Below are 22,529 nucleotides of genomic sequence, written 5' to 3'. Positions count from 1 at the left end.
ATCCCGCGGAGCATCGATGGCGGCGCGCAAGCCGATTGCCGCACCGCCGGCGCGCCGGCTAACCTACCGCGACGTGGGTCCTGCGGGGTCGCCGTGATCGGGACCAGCCTCTGCCTGCGAACCGGAAGCGGGGTCCCGATGGCGCGCATCCTGATCAATGCCATGGCGATGGGCGCCGTGAAGACGGGTGTCGGCCGCTTCATCGACGAACTCCTGTGTGCGCTCTCGGTGATCGACGGCGACAACGAGTACGTCGTCTACACGACGGAACCCGGTGCGCGCGAACTGCGGCTCGGCCCCAATTTCAGCATCCATGCGCCACGGCTCTCGCGCCCCGTGCGGCTCGTGTGGGAGCAGGCGGTCCTGCCCGGCCTGGTGCGCCGCCATGGCGCCGACCTGCTGCACGGGCAGGGCTTCACGCTGCCGCTGCGCAAGACCAGCCGCCAGGTCGTGACGATCTACGACATGACCTGGTTCAGCCACGGCCACACCCACGAGCGCATCAAGACGATCTATTTCCGCAACCTGATCCCGCGCTCGCTGCGCCAGGCGGATCGGATCCTCGCGATCTCGGAGAGTGCCGCGGCCGACATCCGCGCGATGTTCCCCGAGGTCGGCGCGCGGGTGGTCACGACGCCCGGCGGCGTCGCCCCGCACTTCTTCGTCCGCCCGGGCGAGGAGGCGACGCGCGCCGTGCTCGCGCGCCTCGGCATCGACGGGCCCTTCCTGCTCTCGGTCGGCACGCTGCAGCCGCGCAAGAACCTGCCGCGCCTCCTTGAGGCCTTCGCGCTGTTGAAGCGCGACGGCGCCATCCCGCACCGGCTGGTGCTCTGCGGCGAGCCGGGCTGGGCCAACAGCGATGTCTACGAGCGCGCCCATGCACCGGACCTCGCGGGGCATGTGGTCTTCACCGGCTTCATCCCGGATGCGGACCTCGTCAGCCTCTACGCCGCCTGCGATGTCTTCGCCTACCCGTCGCTCTACGAGGGCTTCGGCCTGCCGGTGGTCGAGGCGATGGCCGCGGGCGTCGCGGTGCTCACATCCGACAATTCATCGCTGCGGGAGGTGGCCGGCGACGCGGCGCTGCTCTGCGACCCGATCTCCGTGGAGGACATCGCCGCCAAGCTGCGCCGGCTGGCGAACGAACCGGCAACGCGCCAGGACCTCGTCGCCCGGGGACACCGGCGCGCGGCGGCATACACCTGGCAGGAATGCGCGCGCCGGACGCTCGGTGCCTATCACGAGGCGCTGGCGGCGTAGAACGGCATCCAGCCGTATGGAAACCGCTCTCGCCATGCTTGACCGGGCATCGTCGCACGCGCGGCTGAACCCGGCCGGATGCGATGTGCCCTGATAGGGGTGGCAGCGACCGTCGAGTGTGAGATCGCTGCCGCCGGCATCAATCGCCGCGCACGCCGGCGGCGCGGATGACCTCGCCCCACGACCGCAGGTCGCTTGCGATGCGTGCGTTGAAGGCGCGCGTGTCCTCGAAGTTCGGCGTCAAGCCGTTGGCGAGCAGGCGCTCGCGGAATGTGGGGTTCTCGAGCGCCTTGCGCGTCGCCTCGCTCCAGCGGCCGAGCATATCCTCGCTTATGCCCTTCGGGCCGCAGATGCCGAACCAGCCGGCCATCTGCAGGCCGGGGACGAAGGCGGAGATCGGCCGCGCATCGGGAAACAGCGGCGACCCCGCATCGTCGCCGAGCGCGAGCAGGCGCAACTCCCCGCCCGTGATCTGCCGCATCACGTCACCGAGGTTCGTGATCATGAAGTCCGTGCGGCCGCCGAGGATATCGACAACCGCGGGCGTCGCCCCGCGATAGGGCACGTGCACGATGTCGAGCCCGGTGCGCGCCTTCAGCAATTCGACCGAGAGGTGCTGCGCCGAACCCACGCCCGCCGAGGCATAGGTCAGCCCGCCGGGCCGCGCCCGCGCCGCGGCGAGCAGCCCGCCCGCATCCGCGTAGGGCCCGCGCGCGGCGACAACCAGCGCATAGGTCGAGAGCGCGACGTTCGCGACGCCCGTCATCTCCGTGCGCGGGTCGATCGGCAGGGAGGCGCCGGGGAGATTGGGGGTGATGGTCATGCTGCCCATCGGGCATTGCAGCACGGTCATGCCGTCGGGGGCGGAACGCGCCACCACCTCGGCACCGATCAGGCCGTTGGCGCCGGTGCGGTTCTCGACCACGCCGCGCGCGCCCATCTGCGGCGGGACGTATTCGGCGATCAGGCGCGCCATCAGATCCCCGGCGCCGCCCGCAGCGAAGCCGGAGATGACGCGAATGGTGCGTTCCTGCGCGGATGCCGGCAGGGCAAGCAGCATCGCCGCGGCCGCGGCGAGCAATGCACGACGCATGGACCTTCCTCCCTTTTCGTTGGGAAGAAGGCTAGGACAGGTCAGGGCGCCTTGCGAGAGGGCGCCGCCCTCTCGCGCTCTCCCGCCAGGAAGCCCAGTTTCCTGGACCTTCGGCTATTTCGACGCCTCCAGGGCCGACAGCACCACGTCGGTCATGGCGCTTGTCGAGAGTACCTTCTCGCCGGGCAATGCGATGTCGGCGGTGCGGGCACCGGAGGCGAGCGCGGTCGCGACGGCCTTCTCCAGGCGGTCCGCCTCGGCGGGGGCCTCTGCCGTCCAGCGCAGCAGCATCGCGGCAGAGAGGATGGCGCCGAGCGGGTTCGCGATGCCCTTGCCCGCAATGTCGGGCGCCGAGCCGTGGATCGGTTCATAGAGCGCACGCCGCTTGCCGTCCGGCCCCGGATCCGACAGCGCGGCCGAGGGCAGCATCCCGAGGCTGCCGTTGATCGCGCCCGCGCAGTCCGACAGCAGGTCGCCGAACAGGTTGTCGGTGACGATCACGTCGAAGCGCGTCGGCGCGCGGCCGAGTTGCAGCGCGCAGTTGTCCGCCAGCATGTGTTCGAGCGTGACGTCGGGGAATTCCTTCGCGTGGATGGCGGTCACGACCTCCCGCCACAGCGCGCCGGCCTCCATCACGTTCGCCTTGTCCACCGAGGTGAGGTGGTTCCGGCGCGTACGGGCCAGTCCGAATGCGAAGCGCGCCGCCCGGGCGATCTCGGCTTCCGTGTAGGTGTGGGTATTCACGCCGCGACGCGTGCCGTCCGGCTGGGTCTCGACGCCGCGCGGCGTGCCGAAATACATCCCGGCCGTCAGTTCGCGGACGAAGACCAGGTCCGCGCCCGCGACGGTGCGCGCCTTGTAGGGGGACACCTCGGCCAGCGCCGGCTGCGCCTTCACCGGGCGCAGGTTGGCGAAGACGTCGAGCGCCTTGCGCATCCGCAGCAGCGAACCCTTGCGCCGCTCCTCCGCCGGAATGTGCTTCTGGTCGAGGCTGCCGGTCGCGCCGAACAGCAGCGCGTCCGCGGCCATGATGGCGTCCCAGGTGGCGTCGGGCATGGTCGTGCCCTGCGCGGCCCAGGCGGCCGAGCCGAAGAGGTGGCGTGTCATCCGCAGCGGAATGCCGCGCTTCGCGGCGAACCAGTCGAGGACGCGAACGGCCTCGTCGGTGACTTCGGGGCCGATGCCGTCCCCGGGCAGGACGACGATGTTCAAGGTCATCTTTCGACGGTCTCCCAGACCCAGGGGCGGGCGGCGCGGTCGGCGGCCTGCCAGGCGGCGATGTTCTGCTTGAGGCGCAGCGTGAGGGCGATGTCGTCGAGACCCTCGAGCAGGGCGTCGCGCTTGCGGGCGTCGATGCGGAAGGGAATCTCGGCACCCTCCGGCGTGACGACGACCTGGCGCGCGAGGTCCACGGTGGTGTGCCGGGCGCCCTGCGCGGCCTCGGTCTCGGCGGCGATGCGGTGGATGACGTCTTCGGGCAGGACGATCGGCAGCATGCCGTTCTGGAAGCAGTTGTTGTGGAAGATGTCGCCGAAGGAGGGAGCGAGCACCGCACGGAACCCCATGCCCATCAGCGCCCAGACCGCGCCCTCGCGCGAGGACCCGCAGCCGAAGTTCGGCCCCGCGAGCAGGATGGGGCTTCCGCGGAATTGCGGGCGGTTCAGCACGAAGTCGGGGTTGTCGGACCCGTCCTTCAGATAGCGCAGGCGTTCGAAGGCATAGGGGCCGAGGCCGGTGCGGCCGGTGCCGACCAGGCGCTGGATCGGGATGATGACGTCGGTGTCGACGTTCGGCGTGAGCATCGGCGCGGCGGGGCCGGCGACGGTGGTGAACTTCTCCATGGTCGTTCTCCCTTACGCCGCGAACTGCCGCACATCGGCGATCGCGCCTGCCACCGCCGCCGCCGCCGCCATGGCCGGGGAGGCGAGATGCGTGCGCGCGCCCGTGCCCTGCCGCCCGACGAAATTGCGGTTCGAGGTGGAGACGCAGCGCGCGCCGGGCGGCACCGCCTCGCCATTCGCGGCGACGCAGAGCGCGCAGCCAGGTTCGCGCCACTCGAAGCCCGCGGCGCGGAAGGCAGCGTCCAGCCCTTCGGCTTCCGCCGCGTGCTTCACGCGCTCGCTGCCCGGCACGACCCAGGCGGTGACGTGCGGCGCGACCTTGCGCCCGCGCAGCACGGCGGCGGCGGCGCGCAGGTCCTCGAAACGTGAATTGGTGCAGGACCCGATGAAGACCCAGTCCACCTTGGTGCCGGCGATCGCCTGGCCGGGCGTCAGGCCCATGTAGGCGAGGGCGGCTTCCCAGGCGGCGCGCTGTTCCGCGTTCGCGGCGGATGCGAGGTCGGGCACGCGGCCGGTGACGGGCAGCACGTGCTCGGGGCTGGTGCCCCAGGTGATCTGCGGGGCGATGTCGCGCATGTCGATCGCCAGGTCGCGGTCGAAACTCGCGTCGTCGTCCGTCGGCAGGGCGCGCCAGGACGCCACTGCGGCGTCCCAGGCGGCGCCCCTGGGCGCGAAGTCGCGGCCGGTGAGCCATTCGAACGTCGTCTCGTCCGGCGCCACCATGCCCATCTTGGCGCCCATCTCGATCGAAAGGTTGCACAGCGTCAGCCGCCCCTCGACCGACAGCGCACGCACGGCGGAGCCCGCATACTCCACTGCATGCCCGGTGCCCGCCCCGGCGCCGAAGCGGCCGATGGCGGCGAGGATCATGTCCTTCGGCGTGACACCCGCGGGCGCGTCGCCCTCGAAGCGGATGCGCATGCGCTTCGGCTTCTTCTGCGGCAGGGTCTGCGTCGCCAGCACGTGCTTGAGCTCCGACGCGCCGATGCCGAAGGCGAGCGCGCCGACGCCGCCATTGGTGCAGGTGTGGCTGTCGCCACAGACCAGCGTCGTGCCCGGCAGCACAATGCCGAGTTCGGGCCCCATGACATGCACGATGCCGTTGCCGTCCTGGCCGAGGTCGAACAGCCGGATGCCCGTTTCCTTCGCCCGCGCGCGCAGCCCGGCGAGCAGGCGCCCGCCCTCGGGGAAGGTATCGGCCGTCCGGCCGGGAGCGGAGGAGACGGCGTGGTCCGGCGTGGCGAATACCAGGTCCGGGCGCGCGAGCGTATAGCCACCCTCGCCGACTTCCCGCAGCGCGCGCGCGCCGGAAAGATCATGCAGCAGGACGCGGTCGCAATGCAGCAGCGACCAGCCGCCGCCCAGATCCGCAACCACATGCGGGTCCCAGATCTTGTCGAACAATGTCGCCGGCATCGGCGTTTCCTCTCGTTCTTGACGGGGTGGCGGCGTGGCCGCACCGTCGCCGGAAATCGGCGGGCATCACGCCGCGCGGGCACTGCGCGGTCAAGCCACGCCGGACGACGGGAGTGAAACGGCATGCGCGGCACGACACGGCGCGGCATCGTAACGGCTGCGCTCGCGACACCTTTCCTCGCGCAACGCGCGGCGGGGCAGGGGGGCTGGCCCGAACGGTCCGTGCGGCTCGTCGTCCCCTATTCCGCCGGCGGCGTGGCGGACACCATCGCGCGCATCCTGCAGGCGAAGGTCGCCGAGCATCTCGGGCAATCCTTCCTGATCGACAACCGGACCGGCGCGTCGGGGGCGATCGGGGCGCAGGCGGTCGCGACCTCGCCGGCGGACGGCTACACCCTGCTGTTCGAAGGCGCGACCTTCGCCACCCTGCCGGAAGTCCGGCGCGACCTGCCCTTCGACTACGCGGCCGCCTTCGCGCCGGTCGCGCAGGTGACGACGCAGCCCTACATCCTCGGCATCCGCGCGGGCTTTCCCGCGAACGACCTGGCGGGCTTCGTGGCCGAAGCGAAGCGGCGGCCGGGCGAGGTCACCTACGGCACGCCGGGCGTCGCCCATATCGGGCATTTCATGGGGGAGGCCCTGCAACTCGCCGCCGGAATCCGGCTGGAGCACGTGCCCTTCCGTGGCGGGGCAGACGTGGCGCGGGAACTCGCGGCGGGGCGGATCGACGCTGGCATCATCTCCTATTCCAGCCTGCGCCCGGCGGTGGAGCGCGGTGCGACGCTGATCGCGAGCACGGCGGGGCGGCGCCAGGCGAGCCTGCCGCAGATCCCTGCCATCGCGGAGACCTTTCCGGGTTACGAACTCACGTCCTGGACCGGCGTCTTCGCGCCGGCCGGCACGCCGGAAGCAGCGAAGCAGCGCATCAGCCAGGCGCTCCGCTCGGCGTTGGCGGACACGGATGTGCAGCGGCGGATGGAAGCGGCCGGCGCCGATCCGGCGGACCCTGATCCGGCGGCCTTCGCCGCGGTCATCCGGCGCGACCGGGAGACAGCGCGGCGGATCGTCCAGGTGACGGGGTTGAGGGTTGGATGAAGCCGGGGGGAGAAGAGAACTTCTCCCCCCGCACCCCCCTCAACCTTTTTTGGTTCTTGGGAACTGACAGCCGCGGCCAGCGCCAGAAGGACAAAGAAGGGAAGGGGCTCGGGGGAGGTTCGCCTCCCCCGCTCTATTCCGCCGCCTTCGGCGCGTAGCCGAGCCCGCCCTCGTATTTCTGCGCCGCCTCTTCCGGCAGGAACTCCGTCTCCATCTCCCGGATGCGGTCGAAGCCCGCGAAGCCGTGCAGGTTGCCCATCGGATGCGCCTTGAAGCGCGCGTCGTAGGTCGCCTCGGCCATCGGGCCGTCGGTCTTCAGCGCCATGGCGAAGTCGTGGATCGCCATGATCGTCGCGCGCATCGCCGCACCCGGCAGGATGCAGACGCGGATGCCGAGCGCGGCCATCTCCTCGGCCGAAAGGCGCGGGCTGATCCCGGTCATGTTGTAGAAGACCGGGCCTTTCACCTCGCGGCCGATGCGGGCGACTTCCTCGACGTCCTTCGGGCCCTCGACGAAGGCCAGGTCGGCGCCGGCCTCAAGGAAGGCGTTCGCGCGCGCGATCGCCTCGTCGAGCGAGCCGCCATGCGCGCCGCGGGCATCGGTCCGAGCGATGACGACGAAGTCAGGGTCGAGCGCGTCCCGCGTCCTTGCCGCGGCGCGGATCTTCAGGACCGCTTCCTCGCGCGCGATGACCTCCCGCCCCGCGACATGGCCGCAGCGCTTGGGTGCGACCTGGTCCTCGATGTGCAGGCCGGCGACGCCGCCGCGGATGTATTCCTCCACCGTCCGCACCACGTTGATGGCGTTGCCGAAGCCGGTATCGGCATCGGCGATGAGTGGGGCGCGCACTGCTGATGCGATCAGCTTCGCGTTCAGCGCCATCTCGGTCAGCGTCGTCAGCCCCGCATCCGGCAGCCCGAGCAGGTTCAGCGAAGTTCCGTAGCCCGACATGTAGAGCGCCGGGAAGCCGGCATTCTCCAGGATGCGGGCGGACATGGCGTTGAAGCAGCCGGGCACCACCAGTGGGCGGTGGGACTCGATCAGCGCGCGGAGGCGCGTTGTGGGGCGAGCGCTTTCACCCTGTCCGAGGCGCATGAACCTTCCTCCTGTGGCGTAGGTCCGGGGAAGGGTGCGCCTCTTCGCCTACAACTGGAAGGTGATGCTCGTCGATTCCTGGTAGCGGGGGGAGAGGATCCCGAAGGCATTGATAACGAACGTGAACTGCACGTCGATGTTGACGTCTACCGTCACGGTGAGGGCTCCGCCTGTGGTCGTCTGCGTCCTCGTCACGCAATTGCCGGGACTCGTGCTGACGAGGCCGCCTATGGCGCCACCCCGGCCCGTGGCGGCAACCACCTGCGCGCAGGTCGCGCTCTGCGTCCCTGCCGTATCGCCCCACCAGATGTTGACGATTCCGTAGCGCGTCGCATCGGCGGCGAAATTCCGCAGCCCCTGCAGCGTCATGTAGTAGCGGCCGACATCGATCGCGGCGAGCAGCGCGAGCAGGAACAAGCCGCCGATCAGCGCGAACTCGATCGCGGCGACGCCGCGGCGGCAGCGCGCCGCGCTGCGCCTAGCGGACACGGATTTCAACATTGCCGCGCAGCGTGCTGATGGGGACGACAGCGAGGCGGGTGTAGTTGCGCGTGACGGTCACCGATGCGTAGCGTTCAAAGTCCTCGCAGGGCGGGGAGTTGGCGCTGCAGTCATAGGCAAAGGAAGTGCCCGCCGCATTGCCCGACTGAGGGCATTGGCACCAGGCGGCGTAGGTCACGCAGACCCCATTGCCGGCGCCGTTGATGCAGGTTGGCGCCGCCGGCCAGCCCTGGAGGCTGGCGAGCACCGTGTTCTTCACCAGTGTCGCGTTGGGATCGTTGACGTTGAACTGGGTGTCGCCCGGATGCGTGAAGGCCACCTGCGCGCCGGCGCGGGCCGCGGTCTCGAGCCGCACCAATTGCTGCAGTGCGTTGCCGTAGTCCGCGATGGCCACCATGATGAACATCAACAGCGGCATGACGATCGCGAATTCGAGCGCCGAGACGCCGCGGTCGCGGCGCCGCAGGACGCGCTTGAGCATCTCGCGCAGGTGCATCACAGGACGAACCTCACGTAGCGGACGCGCGCAACTGTCGTGCCGTTGGACTCGCAGGCGTCGATCTGCGCCCCGGAATTGCCGGAGAAGGTGATCTCGGCTGCCACCACGGCGATGCAGTTGCCTGCAACAGTCTGGTTCATGCCGCTGGTGCCGACCATGCGAACCTCGGCGGTCGGCGAGTAGATGGCGCCGAACAGGGTGCTGGTCGAATTGCCGGTGATGATCATTGTGTCATTGGCCGAGTTCGACACGGCGGCCAGGTCGTCGCGGTAAATCGCCGTACCGCGGAAGATGGACGGACTGGCGAGGGCGTCCGTGCCCGGGGCGATCAGCGTGAAGTTGCCGCCCGTGATCTGGATATTGCCGACGTTGTTCGAATTGCTGCCGGTGAACACCAGCGTCACGCCCGCGCCGCCGGCCGAACAGCCGTCGCAGGTGATGGTGCCGTTGCTCATGGCGAGGCTAGCGTTGTTGAAGAAATAGGTGCCCGGCTTCAGGACCAGGGTCTGGCCGCTCAGTGATATGTTGGTGCAGGTCGCGGCATAGGTGGATTGCGAGACGCCATAGGTACGGGCATTGCCGTTCTGGGTGTAGTTGACGACGTCGGACCGGCCCGGATTGTAGGCGGCCAAGTAGATCGTCGCGGCCTGGTTCTGGTTCTGCACAACCCCCCCGGTGGCATTCAGGTAAAGCGGATCGACGCAGGGAGAATTGCCCGCCCCACTGCCGAAGGTCGGCATCGCCCAGGCGTCGAGGTACTTGTATGGGTTATCCGTGGTGGCGGCGCCTGACACGTAGCCGCCGGGGAGGTTGCCACTCGGAACGTCCTCGCAATTATAACACTGCCCTGACGCCCGCAGCGCCGCAGCGGTTAGGCTGTTCACCGCCGCACCCTGGACGTTGATCGACTTCGACCCCTCCATGTTGGACGCGATGATGCAGTTCGGTGCATTCACCGTCGTGCTGCCGGCAATGTTGGTCCGGCCCATGACCTGGCTCGTTGTGGTTGGGGGCGGGATCGACAGCGTGCAGGCCGGCCCGCCGATCTCGAGCACCGCGACGGCGCCGCCCCAGGCGATCGGCGCGGTGCGGCTGATGAGCTGCGCGAGCCCGATCCGCTGCACCTGCCAGATATCGACGCGCACCGCGTTGGCGCTCGAGCCGCTCGGCGCCGGCGAGGTGAATGTATTGTTCTGCCAAAAACCGGTCTGGACCCTGACGCGATTGTCGCCCGCTGCGCTTAGGCTCCCGCTATCGGTGAAGCCGTTACGCGTCGCGACCTGGGTCGCCGCCGTCGTTGCCGCGTTGGCGTCGGTCAGATTGAGCCGCACGATGCCCGCATACGCAGCCGCATCCGCCGCATCCTGGGCGTTCCGGCGGACGGCGAGCCAGATGCCGGCCTCCGTCGCGAGCGCCCCCATGCCGAGCAGGGCAGTCGAGCCGATCGCGAAAGCAACTCCGATGGCGCCGCGCTGCCCAAGAACACGCCGTCCCCTGTGGGAGGGACGGGCGGACAGGAAGGAGATGATGCCCATGATGGTGAATCCCTGGGCGCGTGTGAGCGCCGACCTCACGATTTTTAGAGGGGTGTTGCGGCAACGAATATCACAATGTCGTGAGATTCGTCAAAAAGCGACAGTTCGCAGTTTCCTGGCGCAACCACCACCACCCCTGGGCGTGTTTGTTGGGGGCGAACCACAATCTTGTGTTGCATAGGGACATTCCTTGTCACCGAACCGGCATGGGACACCCCGAAATCGCGGGCATTTGTCCTGCAATGCCCGTGTGATGAGACATTGCCATGTTTTTTTGTCGTTGACGCTTCGTTAACGAGTGTGGTTCTGTCCGCTCGACGCGGTTGTTCACCTGCGGGTGATGATCCGCTTCGCACTCCGGCCGCGGGAACCCAGACGAGCGGGTGCGGATGGGGTGGTGCAGAAAAGAGCTCGTTTTTGAGATGCATCGAAGGGGATCGAGATGATTCGCAAGTTCCTGGCCTCCATCCGTAATGCCGCTTCCGACAAGAAGGGCGTGACCGCCGCCGAGTACGCCATCCTGGCGGTCGGCATCGTGATCGTGGTCGGCGGCGCCGTGCTCGCCTTCAAGGGGCCGCTCTCGAACGCGTTCAGCGCGATCGGCACCCAGATCACCACGACGCAGAGCTCGATCGCCCGGTAATAGCCTGATCGGGTGATATCCGGGGGCGCCGCCGGCGCAGGCCGCGGCGCGCCCGTCTTGCACGATGTCCCCGGCGAGGGGCATCGTGCAGTGCAATACCGGGTTGAGCCGCCATGATGGCGGCTGACGACCGCGTCGCTCCGAGGAAGGGGTCGCGTCCGATGACGCAGGAGACGGGTTTCCGGCAATTGGCGGCGCGGATCGCAGGCGTCCTGCGCGACCGCGGCGGCGTCACCGCTGCCGAGTATGCCATCCTCGCGGTCGGCATCGTGATAGTGGTCGGTGCGGCGGTCATGGTCATCGGCGATCCGCTGAGCGGCGCGCTCGGGCTTGCCGGCCAGGCTCTGCTGGACGGGCAATCCTCCCTGAACCAGTCGGGTCGCTGACCCGGCGTCCCGGGAGGTATTCACGAATTAGGAGGGTTGCCGCATGAGCGGCCTGTTGATCTTCCAGGTCGTCGCGATACCTCTCCTCTGCTTCGCGGCCGCGCGGGATGTCGCGACGCGGCTCATCCCCGACACGGTTTCCATCGTCATCCTGATCGCGGGCCTGGTGGCGCGCCTGGCGGAGGGCTGGGCAGAGGCGGGAGTCTCGCTTCTCGTCGGCTGCGCTCTCTTCGCGGCGCTGTTGCCGCTCGCGGCGCGCGGCGCGCTCGGCGGCGGTGACGTCAAGCTGATCAGCGCGATGGCCGCCGGGCTTGCCCCGGCAGACACCTGGACGTTCATCGTCGCCACCGTCTTTGCGGGCGGCGTGCTGGGCCTCGCCTACATCCTCGGCCGCTACGTGGTGCCGCAGACGCGCGTCGTCGGCGGCGGCACGCTGCTGCGCCGGGTGATGGCGGTCGAGGCCTGGCGCGTGCGGCGCCGCGGCCCGCTTCCCTACGCCGTCGCGATCGCGGTCGGCGGTATCCTTGTCCTTCTCTCCTTGCCGAGGGCCTGACCCATGTTCCTGCGGCTCCTGGTCGTCTTCTCCCTCCTCCTGAGCGCCACCGGCCTCGGCATCCTCGCGCTGCAGCTCATGCAGCCGCAGGGCGGGCCGCAGCAGGTCGCCCGGGTCGAGGCGCCACCCGTCGTGGCGCCCGCGCCGAAGGTGCGCATGCTGGTGGCGGCGCGGCCGCTGTCCATCGGCACGCTGCTGAAGGATGAGGACCTGCGCGAGATCGAGGTCACCGGAGACGCCGTGCCGGACGGCGCCTTCACGAGTGGCGCGGGTTCGCTTGCGGAACTGCGCGGCGCGCTGCTGCGCCGCTTCATCGATCCGAACCAGCCGCTGCTGAACACCGACGTGCTGCGCCCACGCGACCGCGGCTTCCTTGCCGCCGTGCTGCGGCCTGGCACGCGCGCCATCTCGATCGGGGTCGATGTCGTCACCGGCGCCTCGGGCCTGATCTGGCCGGGCGACGAGGTGGACATGATTCTCACGCAGAACCTCGCGGCGGGCGCAGATGCACCTGGACGGCGCGTGGTCGGGGAGACCATCCTGTCAGCCGTGCGTGTGATCGCGGTGGACCAGCAGATCAGTCATAGCGGTACGGATACGACCGCAGCCCGAGTCGTGGCCCGGACCGTCACTCTCGAAGTGACGCCCGAGCAGGCCGAACGGCTCGCCGTGGCCCAGCAACTCGGTCGCATCTCCCTCGTCGTGCGGGCGATCGAGGGCGTGCCGGAAGCGACCGGGCCGCGTCCCTCCCTCGTATTCGGTTCCGACGTCTCGTCGGCTCTCACCGGCCCGCAGACCCCCGCGCCCACGACTCGCATGCGCATCATTCAGGGCGGCTCCCAGCAGGAGGTCACTTTCCGATGAGTCTGGCACACCACACGCCGGTCCGCGGCGCGACGGCAGCGGCCGACGCATGCGGGTCCGCGGGGCGCGGCGGCTTGGTTCCAGTCCTGGCCTCCTTCTCGATGCTCTTGCTGGCCGGAGTCGCGCTGCCGCCGGCGCAGGCCAGCGAGCCACCCCCGGCGAGCGCCGCAGGGCCGCAGGTCGGCGTGCGCACCGGCAGCCATCCCGGCTACGGGCGCGTCGTCTTCGACTGGCCGTCGCGCACGGCGTACGAGGCGGAGACGACGGGCAACGGCCTGGTCATCCGCTTCACCGAGTCGGGCCGCATCGCACTGCCCGGCGGGGCTCCGCGCAATGTCCTCGGCGTCACCGCCGAGGGCGATTCGGTGCGGATCACGGCGCGCGAGGGTGCCCGCTTCCGCCATTTCCACCACGGCCCCAAGCTGGTCGTGGACATCCTCGACCCGGCGCAGGGCGGCACCTCGCCCGAGCCGATGCGGACCGAGTCTGCGCCGACCGCGGAGGGCGTGCTCGCCGACCTCGCGGCAGCGACGCGCCTGCCGCCGCCGGCGCGCGCGGGTAGCCGCCCGGCCGTGCTGGCGAGCGCAGCGCCTTCGGATGGCGGTGTTTCCGTCCGATCCGCGGTGGTGAGCGACGCGCCGCTGGCGGTCCAGGCCGATGCGCCCGCGCCCGCCGTGGTCCGGATGGCGCAATCGCTGCCGCCGTCCGGGCCGCGCATGAGCACGCCGCTTGCAATTCCGGTCCAGTCCGGCCTGCCGATCGTCGGGCAGGCGCAGGCGCAGCCCGTGCCGACGGCACCCGCCATCCCCGGCATGCCGCAGGTGATGGCGCCGCAGCCCGGCGCCACGCTGACGCGGCCGCTGGTGCTCGAGCAGGGCGCCGGTCGGCTCGTGGAACTCCCGGCTCCCGCGCTGACTGTGCTGGTCGCGGACCCGCGCATCGCCCGCGTGCAGCCGGCCTCGCCCACCAGCCTCTTCATCATGGGCGTGAATGCGGGCCGCACGAACCTGATCGCGACACGCGAGGACGGCTCGCTGGTCGCCGAGTTCGACATCACGGTGCAGTCCACCGGCGCGGTCCCGGGTCAGGTGGCGCCGGTCGCCGCGGTGCCCGCGGTCTCGGCCGGCCAGGTGCAGAGCATGATCCGTCGCCTCGTGCGCGGCGGGCAGAACGTGCGCGTCTCGATGGTGGGCCGCGGCGCGATCGCGCTGAGCGGCATGGTGCCCTCGGCGGCCGATGCGCAGCGCGCAGAAGCGATTGCCAAGTCCATGGGCGGCGAGGCGCGGGAGGTCATCAACAACCTCACGCTGCTCTCGGGCATCCAGGTGAACCTGCGCGTCCGGGTTGCCGAGATCTCGCGCGAGATCACGCGCGATCTCGGCTTCAACTGGCTCGCCGTCTTCAACAACAACGGCTGGACCGTCGGCCTGCGCACCGGCAGCGGCATCGCCGGCACGCTCGCCGGCCAGGCCGTCGGGGGGATCCTCGGCGCGCTGAATGGTGCAGGGGCAACGACCGGCGGCCTGATCGGCGCGGGCTACAACCGCGGCAGCTGGGACATCAACGGCCTGATCGACGCCCTGGCGCAGGACCGCCTGGTCACCATCCTGGCGGAGCCGAACCTGACAGCGCAGTCTGGCGAGGTCGCGTCGTTCCTCGCCGGCGGCGAATTCCCGGTGCCGATGGCCGCGTCCAACAACAGCAATGCGCTGACCGTCGAGTACAAGCAGTTCGGTGTGAGCCTCGCCTTCATCCCGACGGTGCTCTCGCCCGAGCGGCTGAACATGCGGGTCCGCCCGGAGGTCAGCGAACTGTCCGAGTCCAATTCCGTGGTCTTCCCGGTCGCCGGCGGCACGGTCCGCATCCCGGGCCTGACGGTCCGGCGCGCGGAGACGACGATCGAGGTCGGCAGCGGCCAGAGCTTCGCCATCGCCGGCCTGCTGAGCCGTACGAGCGGCTACAACAACAACGGCATCTCGGGCCTGGCCGACATTCCGATCCTCGGCACGCTGTTCCGCTCGGACCGCTTTCGCCGGAACGAGACGGAACTGGTGATCATCATCACGCCTTACCTCGTGCGGCCGGTCTCCGACCCGCAGGCGCTGGCGACGCCGCTCGACAGCTTCCGCCCGGCGACCGACCTCGAGCGCGTGCTGCTGCGGCGGCAGACGGGGTCCGGTGCGCCTTACCGCCAGATCCGGCCGCCAGCGGCGGCAGGCTTCATCGTGGAGTGACCGGCATGGCACGGCGAACGACAGCGATCCTGGGCCTTGCGCTGGCACTCGGCGCCTGCGCGCCCGACACCTACTTCCCGCCGAGCGATATCGACCGGGCCGGCACCTGGCAGGCGGAGGGGATCAACGAGCGCAACCTGCGCGCCCAGATCGCCGATCCGGCGCACCTGACCCGCGGCGCTGCGGCAGCGACTGACCGCGGCGACGCGGGCGCGACAGGAGTGCGGCAACTCCAGGCCGGGCAGCGCCCGGCGCTGCCGGTCAGTACCTTGTCCGAGGTGGGCGGCGGGGGCGGCGGCGGTGCCGCTGGCGCATCGTCCGGAGGTGGTGGTGGCCGCTGAGCGCATGCCCGTCGGCGAGGTCCCCGACGCGGGTCGTGGCGGCGCGGTCATGTCGGCCGACCGCCCGGCGCTCATGGTCTTCGTCGCTGACGAAGCGAGCGAGGCGGCGATCCGCGGCGGCCTCGGCGACGTGCTCGGCGCGCAGATGCGGCGCGGCACGGTCCGCACCGCGGTCAAGGTGCTCGAGAAGGAGACGACGCCGCGCGTGCTGATCGTCGATATCAGCGGCGTGGACGACCCGTTTGCCGCGCTCGACGACCTCGCCGGCGTCTGCACGCCGGACGTGCGCGTGCTGGTGGTGGGCGAACGGACCGAGATCGGCTTCTACCGCGACATCACCCGCAACGTCGGCGTCCATGAGTATCTGCACAAGCCGCTGACCCGCGACAACGTGACGCGGCTGTTTGCGCCGCATATCCAGGGCAGCGGCGATGTCGGCCAGGACCGCGGCGGCCAGGTGACGGCGGTGTGCGGCGTGCACGGCGGCGTCGGTGCGACGACGATCGCGGTGAACCTGGCCCTTGAGCTCGAGGAAATCACGCGCAGTCACGTCGCGCTGCTCGACCTGCACCTGCAGGGCGGCACGGCGGCGATGATGCTCGGCGCCCGCGTGACGTCCGGCCTGCGCGTGGCACTCGAGGAACCGGAGCGCGTCGATGCGCTCTTCCTCGACCGCGTCAGCGTGCCGATCGGCGAACGCATCCGGCTGATCGCCGCCGAGGAGCCGATGGAAGCCGAGTGCCGGCCGACCGAGGACGGCGTGCGCCGCGTCGTGGACATGCTGCGCCAGCGCTTCAACCACGTCGTGGTGGACGTGCCCATCCCGCCCGGGCCGATGGAGCGCGCCGTGCTACAGCGTGCCCGGCACGTGGTGGCGGTGCTGGGGCCGGACGTGGCCAGCATCCGCGACACGGTCTCGGTCAAGAAGCTTGTCTCCATGACCGGCGCGGCGGGCCGGGTGATCACCGTGCTGAACGGGCTCGGGCGGCGCGGCTACCTGCCGATCAAGCTGGTCTCGGAAGGCATCGGCGGCCCGCCCGACGTGGTCATCCCCGACCTGCCGCGGCAATTGCCGCGCGCAGCAAACCTCGGCCGGCCGGCGCTCAAGGACAGTGCGGTGTTCCGCCGCTCGCTCGCGAAGCTTTCGCAGGAGATCTCGGCGGTCCGCACGGCCAACCAGTCGCGCTCCTTCTTCGCGCGGCTCTTCGGACGGGGAGGCGATTGATGCGCCCATTCGGCCGCCGCAGCGATGCCAGCCCGATGCTTCCGGTTCCCCTCCAGGGGGAGATGGAGCATCGCTCGATCAACATCTCCGCGGGTGACATCGCGCTTTCGGATAGCGCGGAACTCGCGCGCCTGCGCACGCTGGTGCTCGAGCGGATCGACCCGGTCGTGGCGGGCGAACTGCCGGCGGCGGCCCTGCGTCAGCAGCTCGACGCGCTGGTGCATGAACTCGCCAGCCGCGAGCGCATGGAGATCTCCGCGCGGGACCAGTCCCGCATCGCGGAGGAGATCGCCCGCGACATGGTGGGCTACGGCCCGCTTGAGCCGCTGCTCGCGGACGACAGCATCAACGACATCATGGTGAACGGCCCCGACAACGTCTTCGTCGAGATCCGGGGCAAGCTGATCCGCACCAACGTGCGCTTCCGCAGCTCGGCGCAGGTCTCTGCCATCGCGCAGAAGATCGCCGCCACGGTCGGCCGGCGCGTCGATGAATCGAGCCCGCTCTGCGACGCGCGCCTGCTGGATGGCTCCCGCGTCAACATCGTCTTTCCGCCGCTCGCGCTGGACGGCCCCTGCATCTCGATCCGCAAGTTCGCCAAGAAGCGCTACGACTTGGCCTCGCTCACCGCCAACGGGTCGATGTCGCCGCAGGTGCAGCGCATCCTCGAGATCGGCTCGCGCTGCCGGCTCAACGTCATCATCTCGGGCGGCACGGGCTCGGGCAAGACGACCATGCTCAACGCCATGTCGCGCCTGATCGACCATGGCGAACGCGTCGTCACCATCGAGGATGCGGCGGAACTTCAGCTGCAGCAGCCCCATGTCGTGCGCCTTGAAACGCGCCATGCCAACCTTGAGGGTCGCGGTGAGGTGACGGCGCGCGACCTGGTTCGCAACGCCCTGCGCATGCGTCCCGACCGCATCATCGTCGGCGAGGTGCGCGGCGCCGAGGCGTTCGACATGCTGCAGGCGATGAATACCGGCCATGACGGTTCCTTCTGTACGGTGCACGCCAACACCGCCCGCGATGCGCTGACGCGTGTCGAGAACATGGTGATGATGGGACAGACCGCGCTGCCGTCGCGCGCCATCCGCACGCAGATCGCGGCCGCGGTGGACCTGATCGTGCAGATCGAACGCATGCGCGACGGCGGCCGCCGCGTCTCCCAGATTGCCGAGATCTGCGGTCTGGAAGGCGACGTCATCACGATGAATGACATCTTCACCTTCCAGTACGAGGGCGAGAACGCCGACGGACGGCTGCGCGGTTCCTGGGTCTCCCCGGGCATGCGGCCGGCCTTCGTGGAGCGCCTCAACTATTTCGGCATGCTCGATCCCTGGATGCGCGCGCTCCAGGAAGCCTGACCATGGATCGTGGCATCCTTCTCGGCGTCGGCGCGATCCTGACGATCGCGCTGGTGACCGGACTCATCACCCTGGTGAAGCAAGGCCAGGCACGGCGCCTCAAGGATCGTGTCGCCAGCGCCGGCGCGGTGCAGCTGCGCGACGCGGTGACCGCGGGGTTGCCCAGCATCCGCCTGCAGACGGGCGAAAGCCGGCCCCTCGTCGAGCGCATCCTGCGCTTCCTGCGCTACAATCCCGACCTGCCGCAGGAGCAGCTGGTACCCTGGCCGGTCGTCGTCGTGCTCGGCGCGGTCGTCGGGGTATTCACCGGCTTCAACCTGATCCGCTTCATCGGCATCGGCCTCGCCATCCCTGTCGGTGTGCTGTCGGGTCTCGGCGTGATTCGCTTCGCCTTCGCGTACCAGCACGCCCGCTACATCGACGAGGTCTTCCGCCAGATCCCGGATGCGATCGGGCTGATGGTCCGTGCCGTGCGCGCAGGCCTGCCGGTGGGGGAGGCGATGCGGAGCGTGGCCTCGGAGCTCGCCTCGCCGCTGCGCGACGAATTCGCCCGCATGCTGGGCGACGTCGCGATCGGCCGGCCGGTGGACCAGGCGATGATGCGCGTCTACCAGCGTACGCAGTTGCCTGAATTCTCCTTCCTCGCCGTCACGCTGGGCATGCAGGCGCAGACCGGCGGCAACCTCGCGGAGACGCTCGACAACCTGGCCGATATCGTCCGCAAGCGCGTGCAGCTCGCCAAGCGGGCCAAGGCGCTGGCAGCGGAGGCCCGCTTCCAGGCCGGCATCCTCATGGTGCTGCCCTTCCTCGCGGCGCTCGCCATGTCGCAGATCCAGCCCTTCTACATCGACCAGTTCTCCAGCCCGGCAGGCCAGAAGCTGGCGCTGATCGGCCTGGGCTTCTCAGTGTTCGGCTTCCTGGTCATCCGCTGGATGATCAAGCGCGCCGGCCAGGACTGACCCCATGGACGGCATGGCATTCGATACCGGGCTGCTGGCGATCCTCGCGGTGGTCGGCGCCGTGGCGCTGGCCATCACCGCCGCCATCCTCCTCGCGCGGAGCGCCGAGGACAAGGACGTCTCGATGCGCGTCCAGGGCCTATTGCGGCCTGACCTCACCGAGGATGCGCAAGGGCGCGCGGGCATCAGTGCCGCGGCCGCACCCTTCCGGCGCATCGGCGAAGCGTTGCGCAACACCGCCTTCGTCTCCGAGAAGGACCTCGAGGACTTCCGGATGGCGATCGCCTCCGCAGGACTCAATCCGCGCGCGGCGTTGCCGACCTTCATCGGCGTCAAGGCGGTGCTGATGGTCAGCCTGCCGCTGCTCGCCTTCCTCTGGAGCCAGATCGAAGGCTTCAGCGCGCCACGCATGGCCTTCACCGTCTTCGTCGGCATCTTCCTCGGAATCTTCGGGCCGAACATGGCGCTGATGTATCTCAAGGGGAAGCATCAGCAGGCGCTGCGCAAAGGCCTGCCGGACGCGCTCGACCTGCTGGTTGTGACGGCGGAGGCGGGTCTCGGCATCGAAACCGCCCTCGACCGCGTGGCGCGCGAGATCGAGGCCAGCAACCGTCCGCTTGCGCTGTCCTTCCTCGTGCTGGTGCAGGAACTCCGCATGCTGCCGGACCGACGCCAGGCGCTGGATCGGTTCGCCCAGCGATCCGACTTCGAGGGCTTCAAGCGACTCGGCGGTACGCTTTCGCAGACGCTGAAATACGGCACGCCGCTCGCCCAGGCGCTGCGCACGCTCGCCGCCGAGATGCGCACCGACCGCATGCTGCGCATCGAGGAAAAGGCGATCCGCCTGCCGGCCCTGCTGGTCATCCCGCTGATCCTGTTCATCATGCCCGCGGTTTTCATCGCCCTGGTCGGCCCTTCCGTGCTTGAACTCTCGAAGGGTCTTTTCTCCGGAATGCAGCCATGACCGCCCTTCGTTTCCGCCATGCGGGCCTCGTGCTTCTCGCCGGCCTGGTTTCGGCCTGCGCGACGGATGGCGGCATACGAGCGCCCGACGCCGCATCCCGGATGCGGATCGCTGCCTCGGCCGAGGCCTCCGGCCAGATGGATGTCGCGCTTTCGATGTACGGCGCGGCGGCGGCGAACGACCCCGACAACATGGAGGCACAGGCCCGCTTCGCCGCGGCGCTGATGCGCGCGGGCAACCACGCCCAGGCGGAGCAGGTGCTCGCGCAGGCCGTGGCGCGGCGTCCGGGCGATCGCTTCCTGCTCGTCCAACTCGGCCGCCTCCGGCTGCGCAGCGGTGCGGCAGGAGAGGCGCTGAACCTCTTCGACCGCGTTCTCACCTCCGATTCGCGTAGCGTCCCCGCCCTCGACGGGCGTGGTGTCGCGCTCGACCTCATGGGGCGCCACCCGGAGGCGCAGGAATCCTATCGCCGCGCGCAGTCGCTCGACCCGAATTCGATTTCGGTGGCAAACAATCTCGGCCTCTCGCTGCTGCTCGACGGACGGCCCGACGAAGCCCGCGCGGTGCTCGAACCGCTCGCGCGGCGTTCCGATGCACCGCAGCGCGTGACGGCGAACTACGCCATCTCCCTCGCCGCGACGGGGGAGGAGGCGGCGGCGCGCTCGGTGCTCGGCGATTCCGAGGCAGACCTGAGCGGCGTCGCCGAAACCCTGCGCGTGAACCGCCAGGTCATCGAGGTCACCCCCGCGGACGGCCGTAGCTGAGGCCGGACCCTCGTCGCGCATGACGCCGGCCGGGGGTGCCTGGCTGAAGGGTGGGCGCGTGCTGGTCGCCGGCAGCCTGATCGCGGCGCTGTACGGTACGCTCGTGGTCGCCGGCATCGTTTACCGGGCGGGCGAGGCGCCGGTTGGCGACTACCTCGCCTTCCATGCCGCCGGGCGCCTCGCCATGGCCGGTGAGGCGGCGCAGGCCTACGACTGGGCCGCGCTGCACGCGGCGCAGGCCGCGATCATCGGGCGGCCGCCGCCGGGCGATCTCGGCTGGTTGAACCCGCCGGGCTACTTCTTCGCGGTCATACCCTTCTCGCAGTTGCCATACAGGGCTGGCTGGCTGGCCTGGATCCTGGCCACTGGCTTCGCCTTCGCGCTGGCGGCGTGGGCGGTGCTGCCCCGTGCCGCGGCGGTGGCGGCCGCGCTCGCCGTGCCGCCGGTGCTGTTCACCGCCTCGGTCGGGCAGAACGGGCTGCTCACGGCGGCGCTGCTCGGCGCGAGCCTGGCGCTGCTGGATCGTCGGCCGGCCGCGGCGGGCATAGCGATCGGCCTGCTGACCATCAAGCCGCAGCTGGGGCTGCTGTTTCCGCTGCTGCTCGTGGCGGGCGGGCGCTGGCGGGCGTTCGGGAGCGCGGCGGTGACCGCACTCCTCCTCGCTGCGGCGGCCTCGCTCGCCTTCGGGGGCGAATCCTGGACCGCCTTCCTCGCCTCGGGCAGCGGTAATGCGGCGCGGATGCTGGCGGCGGGGCAGGACGTCTCGCCGCGCATCCAGTCCGTGCATGCATTCGTGATGCGCGCGACCGGATGGGAAGGGCTCGCGGTGCTGCTGCATGGGGCGGTGGCGCTCGCAGCGGCGGCCGCGGCGCTGCGGCTGTGGCTGCGCCGGCCGGAAGGACCGGAGGAAGGCCGGGCGGCGGCGGCGATCGCGGCGGCCTTTCTCGCCACGCCCTATGTCTGGGGCTACGACATGCCGGCGATCGCGATGGCGGCGCTGTTCCTTGCCCGCGCCGGGCTGCGCGACGGCTTCCTGGCGCGGGAGAAGGGACTGATTGTCCTGGCCTGCGGCCTGCCGGCGCTGCTTGCGATCCAGCCGCACCCGCTCGTCGGGCCTGCTTCGTGGCTGCTGATCCTCGCCCTGGCCTGGCGGCGGGACCGTGCCTCGCGGCTCAGCCCGGCGAGGGGCGGTTCGACGTCCGCAGGCACATGATGCGCGGACGCTGAGGGCCGGCGGCCTGCCGGCCGCGCAGGCGCAGTTCCACCGCCGGGACGGCCACCACCGGGTGCAGCGTCGGCGCCTGCGCGCCGAGCAGCAGCACCGCCCCGCGGCCGGAGGCGCAGAGCCCCGCCATGGCCGGGCCGGGGAGGGGGATCACGCCTGGCGCCGGGCCGGGCACGAAGCCCTGGCCGCTCATCGCCGCCATTACCCGCTGGTGGTAGATCAGGCCGCGTTCGGGCGTCGCTGAATGATACTGCGCCGTCGCCTGCGCCCAGTCGCCGGTGCGGGCGTGCAGGGATTTCAGGAAGCGCACGGCATAGGCGACGTTCGTGGCGGGGTCGAAGCCGGCATCGGCGCTCGGGAAGGCATCGGGGTGGTGCAGCAGGTTGATCTGCATGCAGCCGATGTCGATGGAGCGCACGCCGCGCGCCTGCAGCGCCTGCACCTCGGACAGCGCCTCGGTGCGGGATGCCGCGTAGCGGCCTTCACCGGCCGCGTTGTAGGACCAGGGCCAGGGCTGCACGCCGCCGTTCGGGGCGCGGCGGCCGGTCTCGACCCGGGCGATGGCACCGAGCAGCCCGGGCGGCAGGCCTGAACCCGGCTCGGCCGCCGCGATCGCCTGCGCGCAGGCGTCCCAGGGGCTGTCGGAGCGCGCGGGCGGTGCCACCGCC

Annotated in this window: 23 protein-coding genes; 14 read left to right on the top strand and 9 right to left on the bottom strand. The window is 70.2% G+C overall.

All coding sequences use genetic code 11. The features are described from left to right. The first annotated feature begins 138 nt into the window (after positions 1-138). The gene (locus tag GXW76_RS17730) at positions 139-1,260 is read left to right on the top strand and encodes a glycosyltransferase family 4 protein (protein ID WP_211863430.1); all 1,122 of its coding nucleotides are present in this window, start codon (positions 139-141) and stop codon (positions 1,258-1,260) included. 139 nt (positions 1,261-1,399) lie between these two features. Here the strand turns inward: GXW76_RS17730 and GXW76_RS17725 are convergent, their stop codons facing one another. The 4 genes from GXW76_RS17725 to leuC form a co-directional block, all read right to left on the bottom strand. Next, positions 1,400-2,353 (bottom strand): Bug family tripartite tricarboxylate transporter substrate binding protein, encoded by a 954-nt coding sequence (locus GXW76_RS17725; protein WP_211863429.1) that lies wholly within the window; start codon positions 2,351-2,353, stop codon positions 1,400-1,402. A gap of 114 nt (positions 2,354-2,467) precedes the next feature. Then, a complete protein-coding gene (gene leuB, locus GXW76_RS17720) occupies positions 2,468-3,571 on the bottom strand; it encodes a 3-isopropylmalate dehydrogenase (protein ID WP_211863428.1) in 1,104 nt (367 codons plus the stop codon). Then, positions 3,568-4,194, bottom strand: a complete 627-nt coding sequence (leuD, locus tag GXW76_RS17715) for a 3-isopropylmalate dehydratase small subunit (RefSeq protein WP_211863427.1) — start codon at positions 4,192-4,194, stop codon at positions 3,568-3,570. Before leuD ends, leuB begins: the two co-directional genes overlap by 4 nt. A gap of 12 nt (positions 4,195-4,206) precedes the next feature. Further along, positions 4,207-5,610, bottom strand: a complete 1,404-nt coding sequence (gene leuC, locus GXW76_RS17710) for a 3-isopropylmalate dehydratase large subunit (RefSeq protein WP_211863426.1) — start codon at positions 5,608-5,610, stop codon at positions 4,207-4,209. A gap of 123 nt (positions 5,611-5,733) precedes the next feature. Between leuC and GXW76_RS17705 the strand changes: the two genes are divergently transcribed. Continuing rightward, a complete protein-coding gene (locus tag GXW76_RS17705; RefSeq protein WP_211863425.1) occupies positions 5,734-6,705 on the top strand; it encodes a Bug family tripartite tricarboxylate transporter substrate binding protein in 972 nt (323 codons plus the stop codon). A 133-nt stretch (positions 6,706-6,838) separates the two neighbouring features. Here the strand turns inward: GXW76_RS17705 and GXW76_RS17700 are convergent, their stop codons facing one another. From GXW76_RS17700 to GXW76_RS17685, 4 genes are read right to left on the bottom strand one after another with little or no spacing between them, the layout of a single operon-like run. Then, on the bottom strand, positions 6,839-7,801 hold the full coding sequence (locus GXW76_RS17700; RefSeq protein ID WP_211863424.1) for an isocitrate lyase/PEP mutase family protein: 963 nt from the start codon (positions 7,799-7,801) through the stop codon (positions 6,839-6,841). Between the two features lie 48 nt (positions 7,802-7,849). Beyond that, positions 7,850-8,290, bottom strand: a complete 441-nt coding sequence (locus tag GXW76_RS17695) for a TadE/TadG family type IV pilus assembly protein (protein ID WP_211863423.1) — start codon at positions 8,288-8,290, stop codon at positions 7,850-7,852. Further along, positions 8,280-8,798, bottom strand: coding sequence for a TadE/TadG family type IV pilus assembly protein (locus GXW76_RS17690; RefSeq protein WP_211863422.1), 519 nt, complete (start codon positions 8,796-8,798; stop codon positions 8,280-8,282). Before GXW76_RS17690 ends, GXW76_RS17695 begins: the two co-directional genes overlap by 11 nt. Continuing rightward, complete coding sequence (locus GXW76_RS17685) at positions 8,798-10,336, bottom strand: pilus assembly protein TadG-related protein (RefSeq protein WP_211863421.1); 1,539 nt, start codon at positions 10,334-10,336, stop codon at positions 8,798-8,800. Before GXW76_RS17685 ends, GXW76_RS17690 begins: the two co-directional genes overlap by 1 nt. A 442-nt stretch (positions 10,337-10,778) precedes the next feature. Here GXW76_RS17685 and GXW76_RS17680 point away from each other — a divergent pair, with 442 nt between their 5' ends. From GXW76_RS17680 to GXW76_RS17625, 12 genes are all read left to right on the top strand, one after another. Beyond that, positions 10,779-10,979, top strand: a complete 201-nt coding sequence (locus tag GXW76_RS17680; RefSeq protein ID WP_211863420.1) for a Flp family type IVb pilin — start codon at positions 10,779-10,781, stop codon at positions 10,977-10,979. 161 nt (positions 10,980-11,140) lie between these two features. Next, positions 11,141-11,365 carry a Flp family type IVb pilin gene (locus GXW76_RS17675; RefSeq protein ID WP_211863419.1) on the top strand — a complete coding sequence of 75 codons (225 nt, stop codon included), beginning with the start codon at positions 11,141-11,143 and terminating at the stop codon, positions 11,363-11,365. A 43-nt stretch (positions 11,366-11,408) separates the two neighbouring features. After that, entirely contained in the window at positions 11,409-11,918 is a 510-nt protein-coding gene (locus tag GXW76_RS17670) for an A24 family peptidase (RefSeq protein ID WP_211863418.1), read from the top strand. 3 nt (positions 11,919-11,921) lie between these two features. Continuing rightward, positions 11,922-12,782, top strand: a complete 861-nt coding sequence (gene cpaB / locus GXW76_RS17665) for a Flp pilus assembly protein CpaB (protein WP_211863417.1) — start codon at positions 11,922-11,924, stop codon at positions 12,780-12,782. Next, positions 12,779-15,016: a type II and III secretion system protein family protein gene (locus GXW76_RS17660; protein WP_211863416.1), complete on the top strand. Its 2,238-nt coding sequence runs from the start codon at positions 12,779-12,781 to the stop codon at positions 15,014-15,016. The genes cpaB and GXW76_RS17660 overlap by 4 nt, the downstream gene beginning before the upstream one ends. A 5-nt stretch (positions 15,017-15,021) precedes the next feature. Further along, the gene (locus tag GXW76_RS17655) at positions 15,022-15,357 is read left to right on the top strand and encodes a hypothetical protein (protein WP_211863415.1); all 336 of its coding nucleotides are present in this window, start codon (positions 15,022-15,024) and stop codon (positions 15,355-15,357) included. Beyond that, on the top strand, positions 15,347-16,582 hold the full coding sequence (locus GXW76_RS17650) for an AAA family ATPase (protein WP_211863414.1): 1,236 nt from the start codon (positions 15,347-15,349) through the stop codon (positions 16,580-16,582). The genes GXW76_RS17655 and GXW76_RS17650 overlap by 11 nt, the downstream gene beginning before the upstream one ends. A 35-nt stretch (positions 16,583-16,617) precedes the next feature. Continuing rightward, positions 16,618-17,949, top strand: a complete 1,332-nt coding sequence (locus GXW76_RS17645) for a CpaF family protein (protein WP_211863413.1) — start codon at positions 16,618-16,620, stop codon at positions 17,947-17,949. 2 nt (positions 17,950-17,951) lie between these two features. Next, a complete protein-coding gene (locus tag GXW76_RS17640) occupies positions 17,952-18,908 on the top strand; it encodes a type II secretion system F family protein (RefSeq protein WP_211863412.1) in 957 nt (318 codons plus the stop codon). 4 nt (positions 18,909-18,912) lie between these two features. Continuing rightward, positions 18,913-19,872: a type II secretion system F family protein gene (locus GXW76_RS17635; protein WP_211863411.1), complete on the top strand. Its 960-nt coding sequence runs from the start codon at positions 18,913-18,915 to the stop codon at positions 19,870-19,872. Then, positions 19,869-20,636, top strand: a complete 768-nt coding sequence (locus GXW76_RS17630; RefSeq protein ID WP_211863410.1) for a tetratricopeptide repeat protein — start codon at positions 19,869-19,871, stop codon at positions 20,634-20,636. Before GXW76_RS17635 ends, GXW76_RS17630 begins: the two co-directional genes overlap by 4 nt. A gap of 19 nt (positions 20,637-20,655) precedes the next feature. After that, entirely contained in the window at positions 20,656-21,849 is a 1,194-nt protein-coding gene (locus GXW76_RS17625) for a glycosyltransferase family 87 protein (protein WP_211863409.1), read from the top strand. Here GXW76_RS17625 and GXW76_RS17620 read toward each other — a convergent pair. Next, positions 21,809-22,529, bottom strand: a 721-nt coding sequence (locus GXW76_RS17620) for a lytic transglycosylase domain-containing protein (RefSeq protein WP_211863408.1), incomplete at its 5' end; no start/stop codon positions are given. The two genes, GXW76_RS17625 and GXW76_RS17620, sit on opposite strands and share 41 nt — an antisense overlap.

The sequence above is a fragment of the Neoroseomonas soli genome, from assembly GCF_018129065.1.
GTDB classification, from domain to species: domain Bacteria; phylum Pseudomonadota; class Alphaproteobacteria; order Acetobacterales; family Acetobacteraceae; genus Neoroseomonas; species Neoroseomonas soli.
This window is presented reverse-complemented; position numbering and strand designations above follow the sequence as displayed.

Bases quoted from the DNA above. Each gene is read 5' to 3' on its own strand.
- GXW76_RS17730 (WP_211863430.1), top strand. From the start codon at position 139: ATGGCGCGCATCCTGATCAATGCCATGGCGATGGGCGCCGTGAAGACG.
- GXW76_RS17725 (WP_211863429.1), bottom strand. From the start codon at position 2,353: ATGCGTCGTGCATTGCTCGCCGCGGCCGCGGCGATGCTGCTTGCCCTG.
- leuB (WP_211863428.1), bottom strand. From the start codon at position 3,571: ATGACCTTGAACATCGTCGTCCTGCCCGGGGACGGCATCGGCCCCGAA.
- leuD (WP_211863427.1), bottom strand. From the start codon at position 4,194: ATGGAGAAGTTCACCACCGTCGCCGGCCCCGCCGCGCCGATGCTCACG.
- leuC (WP_211863426.1), bottom strand. From the start codon at position 5,610: ATGCCGGCGACATTGTTCGACAAGATCTGGGACCCGCATGTGGTTGCG.
- GXW76_RS17705 (WP_211863425.1), top strand. From the start codon at position 5,734: ATGCGCGGCACGACACGGCGCGGCATCGTAACGGCTGCGCTCGCGACA.
- GXW76_RS17700 (WP_211863424.1), bottom strand. From the start codon at position 7,801: ATGCGCCTCGGACAGGGTGAAAGCGCTCGCCCCACAACGCGCCTCCGC.
- GXW76_RS17690 (WP_211863422.1), bottom strand. From the start codon at position 8,798: ATGCACCTGCGCGAGATGCTCAAGCGCGTCCTGCGGCGCCGCGACCGC.
- GXW76_RS17685 (WP_211863421.1), bottom strand. From the start codon at position 10,336: ATGGGCATCATCTCCTTCCTGTCCGCCCGTCCCTCCCACAGGGGACGG.
- GXW76_RS17680 (WP_211863420.1), top strand. From the start codon at position 10,779: ATGATTCGCAAGTTCCTGGCCTCCATCCGTAATGCCGCTTCCGACAAG.
- GXW76_RS17675 (WP_211863419.1), top strand. From the start codon at position 11,141: ATGACGCAGGAGACGGGTTTCCGGCAATTGGCGGCGCGGATCGCAGGC.
- GXW76_RS17670 (WP_211863418.1), top strand. From the start codon at position 11,409: ATGAGCGGCCTGTTGATCTTCCAGGTCGTCGCGATACCTCTCCTCTGC.
- cpaB (WP_211863417.1), top strand. From the start codon at position 11,922: ATGTTCCTGCGGCTCCTGGTCGTCTTCTCCCTCCTCCTGAGCGCCACC.
- GXW76_RS17660 (WP_211863416.1), top strand. From the start codon at position 12,779: ATGAGTCTGGCACACCACACGCCGGTCCGCGGCGCGACGGCAGCGGCC.
- GXW76_RS17655 (WP_211863415.1), top strand. From the start codon at position 15,022: ATGGCACGGCGAACGACAGCGATCCTGGGCCTTGCGCTGGCACTCGGC.
- GXW76_RS17645 (WP_211863413.1), top strand. From the start codon at position 16,618: ATGCTTCCGGTTCCCCTCCAGGGGGAGATGGAGCATCGCTCGATCAAC.
- GXW76_RS17640 (WP_211863412.1), top strand. From the start codon at position 17,952: ATGGATCGTGGCATCCTTCTCGGCGTCGGCGCGATCCTGACGATCGCG.
- GXW76_RS17635 (WP_211863411.1), top strand. From the start codon at position 18,913: ATGGACGGCATGGCATTCGATACCGGGCTGCTGGCGATCCTCGCGGTG.
- GXW76_RS17630 (WP_211863410.1), top strand. From the start codon at position 19,869: ATGACCGCCCTTCGTTTCCGCCATGCGGGCCTCGTGCTTCTCGCCGGC.
- GXW76_RS17625 (WP_211863409.1), top strand. From the start codon at position 20,656: ATGACGCCGGCCGGGGGTGCCTGGCTGAAGGGTGGGCGCGTGCTGGTC.